Source organism: Sinorhizobium terangae (assembly GCF_029714365.1).
Taxonomy (GTDB): Bacteria; Pseudomonadota; Alphaproteobacteria; order Rhizobiales; family Rhizobiaceae; genus Sinorhizobium; species Sinorhizobium terangae.
The window spans coordinates 256,055-273,326 of the sequence record NZ_CP121661.1 but is presented as its reverse complement, the minus strand read 5'-3'; the positions used below and the strand labels follow the sequence as shown (position 1 = coordinate 273,326).

The following is a 17,272-nucleotide window of genomic DNA, read 5'->3' as shown; positions in this document are numbered from 1 at the left end:
CCAATTCCTAAAAATTAGGTCTTGTCTCTTTCCAGATCGCAATCTGCTCCTGTGTATAATTGCTTCCTTATCCGATGCCGCACCCTGAGCCTAGCTGGATAGATATGGCGGCCTTTGGCAAATTGTCGCGACGGGTTGCTACCCACCCGGGAGTTCCTGAAGTTGCGAAAGAATCGAGTGTCAGGGGCGATTGCCTGGCGCGTCCGCGTGCCGTAGCAAAAACATAGTCGCGTTCCAGCATGGAGGCGCGACCCGTTTCACTGTCGAAGGGGTGCCCGCCTCGGTCCCTGGATGAGGCTCAGGCCGATGTTGCCGTTGCCTTAGCTCGATTTTCTGACGTGATCGACATCGCTATTTGCGTCGAGGACGATATCAGACAGCGGCTTGGTGCGGCTGACCGGCCAGTGGCAGCACTCATCGGTCGGTCTGCGCGACGATCTGCCTGTTAGGCTGCGCGTTATAATCAGCGGTGGTCCTTTCTCGGCGGTGACCAGCTGCGCCGCAACTCGCGGTAGACGACGGCTCGCTCGGGTGGCTGCTGATCAAGTCGGTGCCCGCATCGCGTGTTCGCAGCCTTTCGCGCCACAGGCTTGGCTGATGCGACCCGGAATGGCCCCTTCGAACTTCAATAGACAGACAATAACCCGCGCCGCCTCCCACAGCGGACCGCTGTTGGCCGGTGAGCATGAGATTCAGCACGCTCGAAGTGTGGATCCTAAACAAGTTGTCCTCGGTGAGGCCGAGTCTGCTGATGGGCGGTTTAGATTTTAGGCTGCCATGCGGGCGATGCCAATCGTAGCGGCCAGATCGGCAGGTCGGCAGCGCATTGCTGCGATGTGTCGTAGGGTTTGAGATAGACCCATTCGCGCAAGCCCGTCTGGACGAGGCGTTCGGCCTTGCCCTTGGTCTTGGGCGCAACGGCCTGGTGCGGATGTGCTTGATGGCGAGCCGCCGCGTGAGCTGGACGGCTTCTACTTCGAAGCGAAGCTCTCATTGGATCAGGGGCAGATTTAGCATGCGACCTGCCGCTGGATCGCTTACAGCGATACCGTGCTGTTCATTGGATCCAAGACGCATCTGGCTGTGAGCCTCGGCCGCGAGGCTATCCGCCAGAATTACAACGTGCAGTTCGTCACGGCGACCACGCTGGTGACGGTGCTGGCAAAGGCCCCACCGACGGCTCGCTCGACAAGCAGTTGACGATCTTGTCGCGGCCGATATTCCTAATCGTCGACGAGATGGCGTCCCGGTGCTACGAGAATTTCGATCCTGATCACCTCCAACCGTTCAGGGGCAAATGGGCAAGTGCTTTTGAGGACCCTGTCGTCGTCGCGGCAATATCGGACCGCCTGCTTCGCCACTCGACGATGCTCGCTATCCGGGGCGACCGCTACCGGTCTCGCGAAAAGCGCCGCTCGAACCCAACGAAACCGTAAACCAATGAGGGGGCCGGTTCTTCAATTCGGCAAAGGGGTCAATTCGTCGTTTCGCTTGACATTGGCTGAAAGATGGCAATAAGCGCGCGGGAGAACGCTCGATCCCGGCGCCATCGCGTTGCTGCTCCTAGCAGATCATTGTCCAGCGCAATACCGCCCGCGCGGTTCATCGTATTCACGGGAAGTTTCTCCTGGATATCTAGGCCGGATTGTTGAGGGTGTCTGAGCCGACAATAGGTGCTAGCACCGCTCATCGGATCTCACTCTCAAAAATGCGGAACGTCTCTGTAAGCAGTTCCATGAAGAGGTCGATTTCGTCTTCGGCTATGATGAGCGGAGGAGCTGCCATGAACCACTCGCCGAATTTTCCGCTCGCGGCGCGGCGTCCATAAATATGTAGGCCGAGATCGCGGGCGATCGCTGAAACTCGGTAAGAGGCTTGGCTGGACGCCGGAAAAATTGCCTTCGTCGCCTTGTCCTCGACGATCTCCACGGCATTCAGCAGACCCAATCCTCGCACGTCGCCAATTGTATTAGTCCGATCCTTCAACACGGTTAGCTTATGCCGCAGGAGGTTCCCCATTCGCTCTGCATTCGTCATTAGGTCTTGATCTACCAATTCCCTGAGAACCGCGACACCGATCGCCGACGAAAGGGGTTGCCGGAATATGTGTGACCGTGCAGAAAGCCGCCTGATTCAACCACCTTGTCGACGATCCTGTTCGGCGCAATCATGGCGCCGAGCGGTGTATAGCCTGCACTCAATCCCTTCGCGCAGGCTACAAGATCCGGCAGGGCATTTGGCCAGTGATGAGCAGCCAAGAAGGTGCCCGTCCGACCCGCGCCACACATCACCTCATCAAAAATCAGTAACACACCATACCGATCGCAGATCTCCCGCACTTTCTTGTAGTAATGATCCGGAGCGACTAGCGCGCCGGTCGCAACGCCGCCAACCGGCTCCATGATGAAGGCCAAGACGGTGTCCTCACCCTCCGCGAGAATTTGTCGTTCAAGTTCATTGGCGCAGTAGTCAGCATAGGAGTCGACATCGAAGCCTTCAGGAATGCGGTAGCTCAATGGTGCTGGGACCTTTGGCATGATCCGCATCATCGGTCCGAACATCTCGTCGCGGTCAGGATCCCCCGTGACAGCAGCGGCACCCATCGTGGACCCATGGTAGCCTGGCAGTCGCGCAAGGATCTTGGACCGTTTCGGTTGGCCGGTCACGACAGCATATTGGCGAGCGAGCTTTAAAGTGGCCTCAATGGCCTCAGAGCCACCCGAAACAAGAAACGTTTGATCAAAACCCAGCCCGGCAAGATCCGCTACCATCTTGCAAAGGGTTTCGGTCGCCTCGCTGGTGAAAGCTGTGCGGACCACGTAACTGAATCGACTGGCCTGCTCCATCATTGCGTCACGCACACGCTCGTTCCCGTGGCCGATATTCGCGGCGACCGCTCCAGAAGATCCGTCGAGATAGCGCTTTCCTTCTGTGTCCCAGAAAAAATGCCCTTCGCGTGCGTAATCATTGGCGTTTGGCTAACGCCGCGACCGGCGTAAAAAGCGCTTCCTGAAGGTTCCCTTTGATCGAGTTTGGGCTCGGTGCTTTGAGTCGACATTTATGACCTGATCCTGATTATTGAGGTAATTTCGAAGTCGGCGTGCGACGGTGATGGCGGTGCGCATGTTCGGTGCCATCAGGGTGTCGCGCAGAATTGCAATGCTTCGCGCACGGAGAGAGCCTCCAACTTAAGGAGCGCTTCCATCAGATGATTTGCGTTTGATTGACCTATGTGCGGTGTCGCCAGGGTAAGAAACTTGGCTTCGACCTCAGCTTGACCAAAAGCCGGACCACCCGGGGCTCCGGTCGGAATCTCTGCCTCGGCAGATAGAGTCTCACCGTTTTTAAGGATGACGGTTACACGAGCCGGCAGCAGCTTTTTCGAGTAAAATTTGTCATCGGCATGGTTCAGCGTAGAGAGCCTGATCTTCGTTGCGGTTTTCTTTAATTCCTCATCTCCAAGGTCTTCCTCCCGGAGCCCGGTGGAGGAAGACTTGTCATGCAGCTCGAGCGCGAGTGCATAAGGGATATGAAACGCCGCCTCGATCGTTGACTCCGGCCACGGACCGTTGAAGTCACGTACAAATTCAGACACGGTTTCGACTTGAACCCGCTCAATGTCCTGACGGTCGAACTTGTCGCGGGCCAGTATCGAACGAAGCGAATCGATTGAAGTATGTATCCATCGGCACACACCAAACGCTCTGAAGCCTGTCTCAATGGTAAAATATCGCTCGCCCCAACGGCCAAGCATTTCCTCGGGCTCAAAACGGTCCGAGCCAGCCATTATCCAAAACCCGTCGTCCCCATCGAAGATGGTGCGGTTGCCATGGAACCCCGTACGGACGAGATCTACGGCCATGATCGCGCCTTTGTTTGCCCAACCGTAGTTGTTTTTAAGAAGGCTCATTGGCCGCGAGTGGAACTTCCGCAGGAACGGCAGCGGAGCATGCATTGGGACAAGCCCGTAAGCGTCGGCCATCTGGTCAGCATCGAACCGATGCAATAGGCCTGCCGCAGTGCAGGCCCCGAATATTTGCCAAGTACCGAGACCCTTCACCTCGCGATCGCGATTTTCACTGGGCCTGATGGCGGCACCCAATCGGAGTGACATTTCGTAGCCGCCAACAATAGCCGTGATCAGATCCTTGCCTGAGGCGTCGATCTCTTCGGCAACTGCAAGAGCCGCCGGAATCACAGAAGAGCCTGGGTGACCAAAAAGGACATAGGAGTCATCAAGGGTGAGCATGCTGGCGTTATTGGCGTTAGCGTGGGCTGCGTTGCCGGGATGGAACTTCAGCGACGTGCCGAACACTCTGCAATTACCACCCGAGTCGGTAGAGGTTAGGTGGGGCATCAACTGCACCGCGCCGCGCGTTCTGCTCCCCGCAATCATGCAGCCAACCAGATCCAAAACAAGAAGCTTGGCTTTGTCGCGAACCTGCTGAGGAAGTGCGTCAAAGGTCAGCGTAGTGACTTTGGTGGAAACATCTTCTGTTAGAGTCATGTTATGAGCCGCGATGACAGGACGCTTGTAGTGGGTAGGTGCGACAATTCAGATCTCACCTGCGATTACTTCAGTGTAAGCCAAATAGAAGTATTGGCCGTCGTGGGATGGTTATGCTCCCGAGGATTTTGTTATTGGGCAAACCCGGCGCGGATCTCATGCTGACCGCAAGGGACCCTGGCTGTGTAAAAACGCTAATGCCGTGGCCAATTGTGGGATATGACGTGGCTCAAGCGTTATGGTAGGCGGTTTTGCCTTCGAGCGCCCTCGGTTGTTGACCGCCTTGAACTTGCTGCCGTCGATCGCAACACTCGGCTTGGCGAGAAGCCCTATCTCGCGGCACAGCAGCACAAAGCCGGTACAGACCTTCTTGATGGCACCACCGTTATCGCGTCGAAAATCGGCGATGGTCTTATGGTCAGGGACAAGACGCCGAACCAGCCACATCACCTCGATGTTGCGTCCAGCTTCGCGTTCGAGACGCCGGCTCGACTGGATGCGGTTCGTAGATGTAGAGCTTGAGCAGGATCGAGGGATGATAACCTGGGCGCCAGGTATTGCTTGGCTCACAGCGCACGAATCCGAGATCGGCCAGATCGATCTCATCAACGAAGACGTCCACCACCCGAACTGGGCTATCCTCATGCACCCAGTCATCCAACTGCTCGGGACGCAGTGTACCCTGGCTCCTGTCGACACCCTCGATATACCGCTTCATGAAGCCCCCCTCGACTCATGTCAAAGGGTATTATGTCCGGCGTTTTCACACAGCCTGGGCCCGTTGAGGACATCCTGACGATGATGATTGGGCAGGCGTTTTCCCTCTCCTGCGTATTGTCAGCGCTCGCGCACGGCCGTGAGGTCCGCGCAGAAATTAGACGTTTAGTCATGGCATCGCTTGACGTTGCCTTTTTTTGCGGATGTTCGTCTATGAGCATGTGATGAGGTCGCCTCAAGGGGGCGCAAATAATCAGGCTTCGTGCAGATTATTCTTGAAGAGGCATAAATTTTTACTCGAACGAATAACACTCATCGCTCGCGCCGCGCTCTTTTATGAATAGATTCCTCCGACGACTAAACTTGGGAATTTGGATCTCCCAGCTCTATCGGATTTAGTCAGATGAGGCGAGCGGCGGAAGGCGCTCTCATCGGCCAGTTATGTTGTCGCTTCAAGGATTGAGATGAACAAGGTTTACGTGAATGCGGGCTTTGCCCTTAAGCATCTTTTGTTCGACGGGATGTTCATTGCCGCGGGCGGTTTTGGCCTTTGCGGCATACCGGAACTGTTGATCGACGCCATCCGCGAGGCGGGCGCCAAAGACCTGACGATCGCATCGAACAATTGCGGCGTCGACGACTTCGGGCTTGGCGTGCTGCTGAAGACGAAGCAGATCAGGAAGATGATCTCGTCTTATGTCGGCGAGAACGCCGAGTTCATGAGGCAGTACCTTAGCGGCGAGCTCGAACTGGAGTTCAACCCACAGGGGACGCTTGCCGAGCGCATGCGTGCAGGCGGCGCCGGCATTGCCGGCTTCTACACGAAGACCGGGGCCGGCACCGTCGTTGCCGAGGGCAAGGAGCAGAAGATCTTTAACGGCGAGATCTATGTGCTCGAAACCGGGATCGTCGCCGATCTTTCGATCGTCAAGGCCTGGAAGGCGGATACATCCGGCAACCTCGTCTTCCGTAAGACGGCCCGCAACTTCAATCCGCCGGCGGCCACCTGCGGCAAGATCTGCGTCGCCGAGGTCGAGGAGATCGTGCCGATCGGCAGCCTCGATCCTGACCAGATACATGTGCCGGGGATCTACGTGCATCGTCTGATCCAGGGTCAGCACGAGAAACGCATCGAGCAGCGCACCGTGCGCGCAGCGGCTTGAGGGCAGGGGGAGACACATGGCCTGGGACAGAAACCAGATGGCGGCGCGCGCTGCCCGCGAACTCGAAGACGGCACCTACGTCAATCTCGGCATCGGCATACCGACGCTGGTCGCCAATTATATTCCGGACGACGTGCATGTGACGCTGCAATCGGAGAACGGCCTGCTTGGCATCGGCCCGTTTCCGACCGAAGACCAGATTGACGCCGATCTGATCAATGCCGGCAAGCAGACGGTGACGGCGCTGCCGCATTCGGCCTTCTTCGACTCGGCACAGAGCTTTGCGATGATCCGCGGCGGCAAGATCGCCATGGCGATCCTCGGTGCCATGGAAGTTGCCGAAAACGGCGATCTCGCCAACTGGATGATCCCCGGCAAGCTCGTCAAGGGCATGGGTGGCGCGATGGATCTCGTTGCCGGCGTCAAGCGGGTGGTGGTCGTCATGGACCACACCAACAAGGCAGGCGAGTCCAAGGTGCTGAAGGCCTGCACCCTGCCGCTCACGGGTAAGAGCGTCGTCGATCGGATCATCACCAATCTCGGTGTCCTCGACGTCGTCGAGGGCGGGCTGAAGCTGGTCGAGCTGGCCGAAGGTGTCAGCGACGGCGAGATCCGCAGCGCCACCGAGGCGACCATCGTCAACTAGGGCTTCGGCTTATTGCCGAGACGCTGGACCCGGCACGCTGTCGGCTTCGCAGGAACAAGAGAGGAGATCACTATGAGCACCCCATCGATCGTCATCGCCAGCGCCGCACGTACCGCGGTCGGAACCTTCAACGGCGCGTTCGGCAACACGCCCGCGCACGAGTTGGGCGCCGCCGTCATCAAGGGCGTGCTCGAGCGCGTCGGCGTCGAAGCCGGCGAGGTGGACGAGGTGATCCTCGGCCAGGTCCTGCAGGCCGGCGAAGGCCAGAACCCGGCCCGCCAGGCGGCAATGAAGGCCGGGATCCCACAGGAAAGAACCGCCTGGGGCATGAACCAGCTCTGCGGCTCCGGCCTCCGGGCGGTCGCCCTCGGCATGCAGCAGATCGCCACCGGCGATGCGGACATCATCGTTGCCGGCGGCATGGAGTCGATGTCGATGGCGCCGCATTGCGCGCATCTTCGCGGCGGGGTGAAGATGGGCGACTACAAGATGATTGACACGATGATCAAGGATGGCCTGACCGACGCCTTCCACGGCTACCATATGGGCATCACCGCCGAGAACGTCGCCCGCCAGTGGCAGCTCAGCCGCGAAGAGCAGGACGCCTTCGCGCTCGCCTCGCAGAACAAGGCCGAGGCTGCACAGAAAGCTGGGCGTTTCGCCGAGGAAATCATTCCCTTCGTCGTCAAGACCCGCAAGGGCGACGTCACCGTCGACCAGGACGAATATATCCGCCATGGCGCAACGCTCGACCAGATGACCAAGCTGCGCCCGGCTTTTGACAAGGAGGGTACGGTCACCGCCGGCAACGCCTCCGGCCTCAATGATGGCGCCGCCGCCACCCTGCTGATGACGGAGGCGCAGGCCTCCAGGCGTGGCATCCAGCCGCTTGCCCGCATCGTTTCCTGGGCAACGGCCGGCGTCGATCCGCAGGTCATGGGCACCGGCCCGATCTCGGCTTCGCGCAAGGCGCTGGCGAAAGCCGGCTGGGCGATCGGCGATGTCGACCTGGTCGAAGCCAACGAGGCCTTCGCCGCCCAGGCCTGCGCGGTCAACAAGGACCTCGGCTGGGATCCGTCGATCGTCAACGTCAACGGTGGCGCGATCGCCATCGGCCATCCGATCGGTGCTTCCGGCGCCCGCGTGCTCAACACACTGCTCTTCGAAATGAAGCGCCGCGGCGCCAGGAAGGGACTGGCGACGCTCTGCATCGGCGGCGGCATGGGTGTCGCCATGTGCGTGGAAGCCCTGTGAGGGGAGGGCAGGGTCATGACCTCGGCCGAGTACCGTCTCTACGACGTATCGCTCGATCGGTCGTTCGGTGGCCGGGACGCGACCATTGAGCGAGAGCAGGCGCTCGCGATCATCGACCTGCTAGATTGCAACACATTCATGCCGGTCGGTCACGACGGCGGGCCTTATCGCCTCAAGATCGAAGCCGTAGATGGGCGCATGGTGCTGCATATTGCCGACGATGCGGGCGAGCACGTCGTCAGTCACTACCTGTCGCTCACCCCCTTCCGCCGGCTGCTACAGGACTACACCCGCATCTGCGAGAGTTACTATGACGCCGTCCGCCACCCTGGTCCTGAGCGGCTGGAAGCAATCGACATGGGCCGGCGCGGCATCCACAACGAGGCTGCCGAACTGCTGAAAAGCCGGTTGTCGGCGAAAGTGAACATCGACAACGACACCGCCCGCCGGCTGTTCACGCTGATATACGCGCTCCTCGTGCGAAGCGCTGACCACCGAGTTCTGCTGAGCTGAGGCAGCTGCGGCTCAAGATTTCCGACCAAGGAGGAACCCCAAGTGAATGCAATACCCCAACGCAACGTACAGGCCGGAGAAACCAGCTCCGCTGGCTTCCTGAATAGCGTTGACCAGAACTTCCGCCATGCAATGACGTTCCTCGACCTGCCGGAAGGCCTGTCGGAACGGATCATGCAGTGCAACTCGACCTACACCGTGCGCTTCGGCGTTCGCCTGCGAGGGCGCATGTACAGCTTCATCGGCTGGCGATCGGTCCATAGCGAGCATTGCGAGCCGGTGAAGGGTGGCATCCGCTATGCATCGAATGCCGATGCGGAAGAGGTCGAGGCGCTGGCAGCGCTGATGACGCTCAAATGCTCGCTGGTCGATGTGCCGTTCGGCGGCTCGAAGGGCGCGCTGAAAATCGATCCGCGCGAATGGACGCCGCAAGAGCTCGAGCGCATCACCCGCCGCTTCACCCAGGAACTCAACAAACGTGGCCTGATCGGCCCCGGCGTCAATGTTCCGGCACCCGACATCGGGACTGGCGAGCGGGAAATGGCCTGGATGATGGACGAGTTCCGCCGCGCCAATCCGACCGATGTCATCAATGCGCGCGCCTGCGTCACTGGTAAGCCGCTGTCGAAGGGCGGCATTGCCGGCCGGACCGAAGCAACCGGTCGAGGCGTCCAGTTCGCCATCCAGAGCTATCTCCGCGATGGGCGCACTGCCGGCCTGAACGGCAAGCGCGATCTGAAGGGTGCTGCGGTCATCGTCCAAGGCTTCGGCAATGTCGGCTACCACGCAGCAAAGTTCCTCTCTGAAGAGGATGCCGCTCGGATAACCGTCGTCGCAGAACGGGATGGCTATGTTGCCAATGCCGATGGTCTGGCGATCGACGCGCTGAAGCACCATCAGATTAAGACCGGCAGCATCCTCGGCTTCGAAGGTGCCACGTCCTATCCGGGTGATATGACGGGGATCGAGCAGACCTGCGACGTGCTCATTCCGGCGGCGATGGAAAATGCGATCCATGCCGGTAATGCAGACCGCATCAAGGCACAGCTTGTTGTCGAAGCCGCCAACGGCCCGGTCACCTTCGAGGCCGACAAGGTTCTGCGCACCCGAGGGATCACCGTTCTTCCCGATCTTTACGTCAATGCCGGCGGTGTGGTCGTCAGCTACTTCGAGTGGGTGAAGAACCTGACGCATATTCCCTTCGGCTTGATGGAGCGGCGCCGGCGCGAAAGGCGCAACCAGACCATCGCAACGGCACTCGAGCGCATGACCGGCAAGGAATTCCCCGCCGATATCCGCGACGAGTTCCTGGAAGGCGGCGCTGAAGTCGATCTCGTTCGTTCCGGACTGGAGGATGTCATGCGCAGCACCTGGACCCGCATCGCCGACCTAATGGAGGAACAGCCTGAGCTCGGTGATTACCGAACCGCCGCATATGTCGGTGCCATCCGGCAGATTGCCGAAGCCTACGAGGCGATCGGGATATGATTTCCAGGTTCCATAAGATAGGTTATGCGATGTTATAACGTATCGCGGCGGGCTCAAGTCAGCCGCAAGTTCGGAAACATACCGGAAGAACGTGCTCAGAAGATTTATGAAACCATGCGCAGACAGCTACTCAATCTTGACAGCTTTCAACCGAATCAGAATGAAGCGCTGCAATCGAGCCTGCCGAAGCTCTGCACTAGCGGCAGAATAGGCGCCGGAGCAACAGCGATGACCGCCGCCATGTTCCGGCTTTACGACGTGTCGCTTGATGGTTCTTTGAGCGGCCGCAACTCGCACCTAAAGCGCGAACAGACGATCGCCGTCGATGACTTGTTGGAGTACAACACCTTTGTTCCCGTCGGTCATGAGGGCGGGCCCTATCGTCTCAGTCTTGCATTGGCAGATGAACGCCTGGCGCTGCATATCTCGACGGAGAACGGCGCACATGTCGTGAGGCACTCCTTGTCGCTCACTTCGTTCCGTCGGCTGTTCAAGGACTACTTCCTGATCTGCGAAAGCTATGACAACGCCTTGATACACCCGATCCCGCAAAGGCTCGAAGCAATCGACACGGGCCGTCGGGCAATTCATGACGACGCCTCGGAACTGCTTCGAGCGCGGCTCGCACCGAAGATCGCTGTTGACAAAAATACCGCTCGGCGGCTGTTCACGTTGATCTATGTGCTCTTTGCAGAACGCGATCCGGCAGCGGTTCCAGAAGTGCCACAACCCAGTCTGAGGAAGCTCTGCACCGGTGCTGGAGTGGGCATCGCAATCGGCATTGAAGCCTCGCGAGCGGAGCAACGTCGATGAGCGCCGCCGCGTTCCGACTGTGCCATGTGACGCTTGACGGCTCGTTCAGCAGTCGCAGTCCCCACTTCGAGCGGGAACGCGCCATTGCCGTCTACGACCTGCTCGAGAAGAACACCTTCATTCTGGTCGGTCATGACGGCGGGCCCTATCGCCTCAGCCTCGCCTTGGCGGGGGCGCAGCTAGCAGTCGCAACCGAGGCGGGGACGCACATGTCATGAGCCATTTTCTGTCGCTCGCTCCCTTCCGCCGGCTGCTCAAGGACTACATCCTGACCTGCGAGAGTTTCTACGACGCAATGTCGGGCGCGAGCCCCGCCAGGTTCGAAGCAATCGACATGGGCCGTCGTGCCATTCACAACGACGCCGCCGAAGTACTGAGAGAGCGGCTCGCGGCCAAGGTGATCGTCGACAAAGACACCGCCCGACGGCTGTTCACGCTGATTTACGTGCTGCTCATGCGACGCTCGCCGAGCGCACCCTCCAATAATGACAACGAAGGCGCAGCCCCGCGCCACCAATTGGGACCGAGTCGCGGTCTGACTAAAAGGGAGCATAGCGGATGAGTGTGCTCAGAAGTATTGGCTTCGATGCAAGTTCGAATGATGCGATCCGGCGCAATCTTGATGCCGTCGAACCGAATTGGCGGTGGACGATCACGGCCCATTCGGATGAGGATTGCTCACTCAAGTTCAGGCGACAATATCTTCACACAGGCTCGATAGTGACCATCGAGCATTCCGTGGGTATCGGCGCCGTCGCCAGACGCAATACGGCGCGCGTCAGCATCTATTTCGTGCTGGCCGGCGCGATGGAAATTAGTGATCGCACGGCGCGCACGGTTCTATCGATCCCCGCGAACCACGTTGCAAGCGCCTGCGAAAGTTCTGGAAAACGTCTGGCTATCGAACCTCACAGTTCGTGGTTGGCGTTCCACATTCCCGAGCCCACCTTGCGGCGACACTTTGAGGACTTGACCGGGCGGCCATATGTCCAGGAATTCGTGCTGCCGCCGATCAGGTTTTGTGAAGGCGATCGGCTGGGCCTCTATCGAACGCTGAGACAGGCAGAAGAAGATCTTTCTTCCGTCTCTTCTGAAGTGAGACCGATAGTGGCAAAAGCGTACCAACAGTTGGCACTGGCGAAGCTGTTTGCCAAGACGCCGCACAACCTCGCCGAGGAATTCGGGCGCGGATCGCTGACGGATGCCCCAAGGCAACTCCTCAAGGCCGAGGCCTTCATGCGGGAGAACTTGGCCAACCCGATAACCATCGACGATCTCGCGGTCGCTGCAGGCTGCAGCCCGCAGGCGCTGCAGAGGATGTTCCGCAGCCATCGCGGCGACTCGCCCATTGGCATTCTCTGTAGTTACAGGCTGGCTGCAGCGCACGGCGCGATCAAGGCCGGCCGAATGACAAGTATTACCGACTTGGCAATGAGCCTTCAGTTTTCCAATCCCAGTCGTTTCTCGGTTCTCTACAGGAGCGCCTACGGCTGCAGTCCCTCCTCCGCCCTGCGCTTCGCACGCGATAAGGGCAAGATGGAGAATGCTGAAAGCGACGAATGCTGATGAAACAGACGGACCTGGATCACGCTATGTGGAAGCCGCTTGCAGTGAAGCGCACGACCGAGGTCTCTGCGGTCGAGACGTGCAAGTGTTCGTTACATACCGGCAAAATGATCCATGCCGAGCAACCCATCGATCCTGAACATACTTCGACCCTACGTGTAGCGACTCTTTCCCCGTCCTCTCGGAGTCATTCGGCTGTCGTTGAATCTGTTTCAACGGCAGCCGCTTTTTTCTCCAATTTCTGCGTGTGTCAATGAAATGGCGTGTGGCCAGATCGGCCGGATCGGACAGCGATACCGCAGCCGGTCCCGGGAGCGCCAGTACCTCACCTTTCCGTCGCCCGACCCCTCCCAGGGCGACCTGGCTGTCGTCGAACACGCTTCGGCGGCAGCCATCTTTTTCTCAATGCCGCACGAGGCGCGGCTGCGGACTCTACAGCAATCGCATGAGGCGTGACGTGACAGCAGCAACGGTTTCTACTGCCTGTACTACCGGCTTGCGACTGTGTGCCGTGTCGCTTGATGGTGACTTGAACAGTCAGGCCAATCCGCAACTGAAGCGGGAACAGGCCATCGCCATCTTCGATCTTCTGGACAAGAACACATTCACGCCAGTCGGACATGGCGGTGGACCCTATCGCCTTTGCCTTGCCCTGGCGAACGCGCGCCTTATGATGACCATCACGACCGACAAAGCGGAGCATGTCACGGGTCACCACTTGTCGCTTACGCCCGTCCGCCGGTTGCTCAAGGATTACGCGCTTGTCTGCGACAGCTACTACGACGCCATGGCGCGCGCGAACCCTGAAAGGCTCGAGGCGATCGATACGGGACGGCGAGCCATTCACAACGAGGCTGCGGAACTGCTCAAGAGGCGCCTGTGGTCAAAGGTTGCCGTAGACGCCGATACCGCCCGTCGGTTGTTCACATTGATCCATGTCTTGCTCATGCACAGCAAAGACTATGGCGGACGAATACAGGGTCGGGCATGATGGATTGGAAGAAATGGACCAAAATTCCCGAGTTTCGGGAATTTCTGTATCTGGCGGCGTTTCCCGATGACCGCCGCCGAATCCGAAACTCTCTCCGGGCAATCCGCTATTCCTCAGATCAGTACACTTTAAACTAGGATGCGGGTCTGTCGCGGCTTTAAGGCGGCACACCTGCGGCTTACTCACCCCCCCACAACGGCGCTATCAGTTGAACCCATAGACCACAGAGGGAGCCCGGCAAATGACCATGGCGGCCAAGGAAGACTCCACAACGCTAATGGCGCCCCTGAAGAATGCGACCTTCCGGTCGATCTGGCTCGCGACCCAAGTGTCGAGCCTCGGCTGGCTGATGCAGACTGTGGCCCTAAGCTGGCTCATGGCGACAATCTCGACGTCAGACACATTGGTTGCGCTGGTTCAGGCCTCATCGACCTTACCAGCGTTCTTCATGGCTGTCTTTGTCGGAGCCGTAGCTGACAATTTCAGCCGGCGCACGATCATGATTATCGGCCGCAGCCTGATGATGACGGCTTCCGCGTTGCTGACTGTTCTCATGGCCCTCGGCGTGACGGATCCGTGGATCATACTCGGCTTCAGTTTTCTGGCAGGATGCGGGATCGCGCTCAACGATCCGGCCTGGCAGGCCTCCGTTGGCGACATTGTCGAGCGGCGAGACCTGCCATCCGCCGTTACCCTTATGTCCGTCGGGTTCAATACGATCCGAAGCGTAGGTCCGGCACTGGGCGGTATCGTCATCGCCTCCTTCGGGCCACTGGTCACCTTTGGTCTTACGACCCTCGGCTTTGTTCCCCCGCTCGCCGCCCTGTGGCGCAACAATTGGAAGGTCCGCTCCTCAACCCTGCCCCGCGAATCCCTGGCGACCGCGATCTATGACGGGCTGCGTTTCACGGCCATCTCTTCGGAAATCAAGGCGACCATCGCGCGGGGAACACTGTTCGGTCTTGCCGGCATTTCGACATTGGCACTCCTGCCCCTGGTGGCCCGTGACCATCTGAAGGGGGGTCCCATCGCCTATGGCATTCTGATGGGGGGCTTCGGTGCCGGCGCCCTGTTGGCGGGCCTTACAAACGCATCGCTCAGGCGGACGCTCACGCAGGAGCGCTTGATAGTCCTCGCCTGCCTTGCTTGTGCGATGTGCTCGTTTTCGGTGGCGTTGACCTCTTCGCTTGTGATAGCAACGGTCTCGCTGGCTGCCGCCGGCGCCGGCTGGGTGACGGCGTGGTCCGGCCTTAGCGTGAGTGTTCAATTGGCAAGTCCACGCTGGATCACCGGCCGCACCATCTCGATCTACAGCGCGTTCACATATGGCGGCATTGCTGGCGGCAGCTGGTTATGGGGCGCGGTAGCGGAAAGTCATTCGCTCGCCATCGCGTTGCTATGGTCTTCGGGTACAACATTGCTGGTCGGCGCTCTCGGGTTGAAACTGCCGATCAGCAACCGGTCGAACTCGGAACTTGAACCTTTGGGCGAGTTTGCCATGCCGGCAATTGCTCTCGATCTCAAACCGCGAAGCGGTCCGATCCTCGTGACGACTGAATATTCAGTACCTGAACAGAATGTTGGACTCTTCATCGACCTCATGCGCGAGCGCCGGAGAGTACAGAGCCGCGTCGGCGCCCGCCATTGGACGCTCACCCGGGACATTCAGGAGCCGTCGCGGTGGGTCGAAGCATTCCGGACCCCCACCTGGACGGACTATCTTCGGCTCAATCATCGCCTCACGACCGCCGACAAGCAGTTGGACGAAAAGCTCCAGCTGCTGAACAGACAAGAAAATCCACCGCGGACGAGCATTCTGGTCGAACGTCCGACCGGCGCAGTCCGAAAATCCGATCCACCCATTCCCATCATACCGCAGCGGTGAGTTCCCCAAGCCTAATAAGGCTCAACTGCAGCAAGCAGCATCTGTTCACAAGCGCGATCCTGAGCCCGGAGCATACCGTCAGTCTTGAGGCGATTCCCAGACGCAATATGACGCGCTGCAGTGTCTTTTTCGTGCTGGCCGGCGCGATTGAAATCACTGATCGACGGGATCCATTCCCCGCGAATCACGTTGCAAGCGCCTGCGAAACTTCAGGAAAATGAATCGCTATCGAGGTTCGCAGTTTCGTGACGTTTCACATGCCTCAAGGCCGAGGCTTTCATGCGTCAGAACTTGTTCAACCCGATAACGATTGGCGATGACGATCTTGCCGGCGCCGCAGGCTGCAGCCTCGGGCGCTGCATAGGATGTTCCGCACCTACCGCGGAGACTCGCCGGTTGGCATTCTCCGTAGCTACAGGCTGCCTGCAGCACACGGCGCGATCAAGGCCGGCCGAACGGAGAGCATTACCGACTTGGCCCCGAGCCTTCGGTTTTCCAATCCCAGCCGCTTCTCGGTTCTCTACAAGGCCGCCTACGGCTACGGTGCTTCCCGCGTGAGCGCGGCCGGAGTGGCTGGCGCTGATGCCAAACGCTCATGAAGGGTATGTCAGCTGGGAGAAGGCCGAGGCGATCCGGACGATGGTCAGTAGCAATGTTCCCACCAGCCGGCATCATGGCGCGCCCAATCACGGCCGTGCGCTCCTCGCCGGGCTGATCTGTTGCCGGCGCTGCGGACGCAAATTGACCATCCGCTAGTCCGGGATGAAGCACCAGATTCCGTGCTACAGCTGCAGTCGCGGCTGGACGGATAATGCCGAGCCGCGCTGCATCGCCTTCGGCGGACTACGTGTTGATGACGCCATTGAAGAATCGCTTCTACAGGTCGTCCAGCCCGGCGCCATCGCGGCCGCCGCCGAGGCCGAGGCGCAAGCGGCCAGTCGCCGCAAGCCGGCCCGGCTGGTCTCTCCGGTGGCTCTGGCCAACAAGACAGAGCGCCTGGGCATTGCTGGCGCCCAACCAGGCCTATATCGCTCACGTTGGTGCTGCATAATCGAATCTTCCGTTTGGCAAACTCGAATAGGAATGCTGGACGGTAGGTAGCGAGGGGTGGTGAGATGTGATGGCAAACTGGTCGAACCGGGGGTTGGATAAATCAGAGATGCTCAAGGTGCATCGAGCGCGCTAATTTGATTGGAACCCGATCCGCGGACTTCATCAGGGCCTGCGGCCATATGCGCCGCCTTGCGAAGGCCGGACACATGGCTTGCACCCGACCAGAGCGCATCACAGATTTTCTCTCTTGCAACAAACGGCCGCTCCACACATGATGATCGCAGCACAACCCATCGCCCATTATCGCTCGACGATTTTCCGCGTGTTCAGGCGCCGCGCCTTTGTCGATCCGCAGCAGGTCAATAGCTGAGTTGAGCGATTGCTATTGCGTCACTGCCAATGAAATGGCGCGTGAGCGATCGCACGAAGGCCTCGGCCTGCGCATCAGTCCACAGCCCGGCACAACCATACGACCTTCCGGCGATACGGCCGTCGCTTCGACCACGAGACACACGGCAGGTCCGGTTTTTCGGACGGCTGCCCTACGCGACATCATTTGGAGGCTGAACAACGAGTCGGGTTTTACGCAAATTAACCATCACAGGGATTGGTAAAGGTCTGCGCCGCTTGCCGCCCGGTTTTGCTCTCATTCGCCTCACCATGATGGGGCATGGAC

13 protein-coding genes and 5 pseudogenes are annotated in these 17,272 nt (G+C 59.3%); 14 read left to right on the top strand and 4 right to left on the bottom strand.

Annotated features, from left to right (window positions below; all coding sequences use genetic code 11):
- Window positions 1–708: 708 nt before the first annotated feature.
- Window positions 709–954: pseudogene (locus tag QA637_RS29555) on the bottom strand (integrase core domain-containing protein); the annotation flags it as partial.
- Window positions 955–1,050: 96 nt separating this feature from the next.
- Here QA637_RS29555 and QA637_RS29550 point away from each other — a divergent pair.
- Entirely contained in the window at window positions 1,051–1,200 is a 150-nt protein-coding gene (locus QA637_RS29550; protein ID WP_283068022.1) for an ATP-binding protein, read from the top strand.
- Between the two features lie 38 nt (window positions 1,201–1,238).
- Entirely contained in the window at window positions 1,239–1,436 is a 198-nt protein-coding gene (locus QA637_RS31100; RefSeq protein ID WP_428843195.1) for an ATP-binding protein, read from the top strand.
- Between the two features lie 250 nt (window positions 1,437–1,686).
- Here QA637_RS31100 and QA637_RS29545 read toward each other — a convergent pair.
- From QA637_RS29545 to QA637_RS29535, 3 genes and pseudogenes are all read right to left on the bottom strand, one after another.
- A pseudogene (locus tag QA637_RS29545) lies at window positions 1,687–2,894 on the bottom strand (aminotransferase family protein); the annotation flags it as partial.
- A gap of 242 nt (window positions 2,895–3,136) precedes the next feature.
- Complete coding sequence (locus QA637_RS29540; RefSeq protein WP_283067450.1) at window positions 3,137–4,507, bottom strand: MmgE/PrpD family protein; 1,371 nt, start codon at window positions 4,505–4,507, stop codon at window positions 3,137–3,139.
- Window positions 4,508–4,765: 258 nt separating this feature from the next.
- A pseudogene (locus tag QA637_RS29535) lies at window positions 4,766–5,225 on the bottom strand (transposase); the annotation flags it as partial.
- 463 nt (window positions 5,226–5,688) lie between these two features.
- On the opposite strand from QA637_RS29535, the gene QA637_RS29530 reads away from it, so the two are divergent.
- The 12 genes and pseudogenes from QA637_RS29530 to QA637_RS29475 all read left to right on the top strand — a co-directional run.
- Window positions 5,689–6,387 carry a CoA transferase subunit A gene (locus tag QA637_RS29530; protein ID WP_283068021.1) on the top strand — a complete coding sequence of 233 codons (699 nt, stop codon included), beginning with the start codon at window positions 5,689–5,691 and terminating at the stop codon, window positions 6,385–6,387.
- 16 nt (window positions 6,388–6,403) lie between these two features.
- Window positions 6,404–7,033 (top strand): 3-oxoacid CoA-transferase subunit B, encoded by a 630-nt coding sequence (locus QA637_RS29525; RefSeq protein ID WP_283067429.1) that lies wholly within the window; start codon window positions 6,404–6,406, stop codon window positions 7,031–7,033.
- 72 nt (window positions 7,034–7,105) lie between these two features.
- Window positions 7,106–8,287, top strand: coding sequence for an acetyl-CoA C-acetyltransferase (locus QA637_RS29520; RefSeq protein ID WP_283067430.1), 1,182 nt, complete (start codon window positions 7,106–7,108; stop codon window positions 8,285–8,287).
- 15 nt (window positions 8,288–8,302) lie between these two features.
- Window positions 8,303–8,800 carry a UPF0262 family protein gene (locus tag QA637_RS29515; protein ID WP_283068020.1) on the top strand — a complete coding sequence of 166 codons (498 nt, stop codon included), beginning with the start codon at window positions 8,303–8,305 and terminating at the stop codon, window positions 8,798–8,800.
- 42 nt (window positions 8,801–8,842) lie between these two features.
- Window positions 8,843–10,288 carry a Glu/Leu/Phe/Val family dehydrogenase gene (locus QA637_RS29510; RefSeq protein ID WP_283068019.1) on the top strand — a complete coding sequence of 482 codons (1,446 nt, stop codon included), beginning with the start codon at window positions 8,843–8,845 and terminating at the stop codon, window positions 10,286–10,288.
- Window positions 10,289–10,516: 228 nt separating this feature from the next.
- Complete coding sequence (locus QA637_RS29505; RefSeq protein WP_283068017.1) at window positions 10,517–11,101, top strand: UPF0262 family protein; 585 nt, start codon at window positions 10,517–10,519, stop codon at window positions 11,099–11,101.
- Window positions 11,098–11,663, top strand: a pseudogene (locus tag QA637_RS29500) (UPF0262 family protein). Before QA637_RS29505 ends, QA637_RS29500 begins: the two are co-directional and overlap by 4 nt.
- A complete protein-coding gene (locus tag QA637_RS29495; protein WP_283068016.1) occupies window positions 11,660–12,667 on the top strand; it encodes a helix-turn-helix transcriptional regulator in 1,008 nt (335 codons plus the stop codon). Before QA637_RS29500 ends, QA637_RS29495 begins: the two are co-directional and overlap by 4 nt.
- Before the next feature lie 457 nt (window positions 12,668–13,124).
- On the top strand, window positions 13,125–13,658 hold the full coding sequence (locus QA637_RS29490; RefSeq protein WP_283068015.1) for a UPF0262 family protein: 534 nt from the start codon (window positions 13,125–13,127) through the stop codon (window positions 13,656–13,658).
- Window positions 13,659–13,899: 241 nt separating this feature from the next.
- A complete protein-coding gene (locus QA637_RS29485) occupies window positions 13,900–15,543 on the top strand; it encodes an MFS transporter (protein ID WP_283068013.1) in 1,644 nt (547 codons plus the stop codon).
- 365 nt (window positions 15,544–15,908) lie between these two features.
- On the top strand, window positions 15,909–16,142 hold the full coding sequence (locus QA637_RS29480) for a helix-turn-helix domain-containing protein (RefSeq protein WP_283068012.1): 234 nt from the start codon (window positions 15,909–15,911) through the stop codon (window positions 16,140–16,142).
- Window positions 16,102–16,500: pseudogene (locus QA637_RS29475) on the top strand (recombinase zinc ribbon domain-containing protein); the annotation flags it as partial. The gene QA637_RS29480 and the pseudogene QA637_RS29475, both read left to right, overlap by 41 nt.
- Window positions 16,501–17,272: the final 772 nt, after the last annotated feature.